Consider the following 1139-nt stretch of genomic DNA (forward strand, 5'->3'; position numbering starts at 1 on the left):
GCGCGCTGGAACCTGATCCTGGATGCCGATGAGCGCCTGGTCAGCGGGCAGGCTCAGCTGCGGGCGCTGTGCGCGCAGCCGGCCGAGTGGATCGGCGTGCTGCCGGTGGCGAGTACCTTTGATCTGGCGGGGCCGCAGGGGTCGAGCCGGGTGGAGACCAGTACCGCTTGGCTGCCGCGGCTGTTGCCGGGCTCGGTGCGCTATCAAGGCGCGGTGCATGAGCAGCCGGTGAGCGCGCTGCCGCGTCGGCGCTTGGCGATCGGCATTGCCCATACCGGCTATCGGCGCGCAGCCTTGGAGCGCATGCGTGGGCGCAATCGGCGTTTGCTGCAGGCGATGCTGGCGGCGCGGCCGGACACAGCAACAGCAACGGGGGCGGAGGCGCAAGCAGAGACGGACGCAGACCCGGCCTCGCAACCGGCGACGGCCTATCTGCGTTATCAACTCGGCAAGGATCATGAGGTCTATGGCGAGTTCGCGGCGGCGGCAGACCAGTACCAACGCGCGCGGCCGGGCGTGCCTGCAGAGGCCGCCTATCGGCATGACCTGATCGTGCGCCTGCTGTTCTGCCTCAAATGCACGGGCGAGCTGGAGACGGCGATCCTGCTCGCCGAGCAAGAGCGCGCGCGTTGGAGTCAGTCGCCGGACTTCTTCTTTGTGCTCGGCGATCTGCTGCTGGACTGGGCGCTAGCGCATCCGCAAGACGCGGAGCAGACCATTCTGCCGATGGTCGAGGCGGCTTGGATGACCTGTCTCGAGATCGGCGAGCAGCCGGGGTTGGAGGGGACCGTGCAAGGGCGCGGCAGCTTTTTGGCGGCGCATAACCTGGCAGTGTTGCATGCCCAGTTTGGGCGGACCGAGCAGGCGGCGCGGTATCAGCGCTTGGCGCGGGAGTGGCGCGGTGAGGGATGAAGTGCGCTGCAGAGGATGGCCTGAAGACCAGGCTGCTGCCCACCGTGACGTCAGCAGCCTGGTCTGTTGACCGCTCGGCGTTTAGTGAAACACCGCCTCCGGCGTCTCTGCCGTGAGGATGCGCTCGGACCATTTCAGCAGCTTCTCGGCATCGGCATCTTGAATCTGCTGGCGCAGCTGGGCATCGGTCGGGCCGAATTTGCGCTCCATCTAGCGCAGCAAGAAAT

The 1139-nt window shown here is 67.0% G+C and carries 2 protein-coding genes; one reads left to right on the forward strand and one right to left on the reverse strand.

What is annotated here, in order from left to right; all coding sequences use genetic code 11:
- Window positions 1–912 (forward strand): hypothetical protein (locus tag VBE63_RS29965; protein WP_323686612.1); only part of this gene is annotated, 912 nt, incomplete at its 5' end.
- A gap of 81 nt (window positions 913–993) precedes the next feature.
- Here VBE63_RS29965 and VBE63_RS29970 read toward each other — a convergent pair.
- Window positions 994–1122 (reverse strand): hypothetical protein, encoded by a 129-nt coding sequence (locus VBE63_RS29970; RefSeq protein ID WP_323686613.1) that lies wholly within the window; start codon window positions 1120–1122, stop codon window positions 994–996.
- Window positions 1123–1139 lie beyond the last annotated feature (17 nt).

Origin of the sequence: Lamprobacter sp., from assembly GCF_034860625.1 — a bacterium.
Classification (GTDB): Bacteria; Pseudomonadota; Gammaproteobacteria; order Chromatiales; family Chromatiaceae; genus Lamprobacter.

Coding starts and splice junctions, on each gene's coding strand:
- VBE63_RS29970 (WP_323686613.1), bottom strand. CDS start 1,122: ATGGAGCGCAAATTCGGCCCGACCGATGCCCAGCTGCGCCAGCAGATT.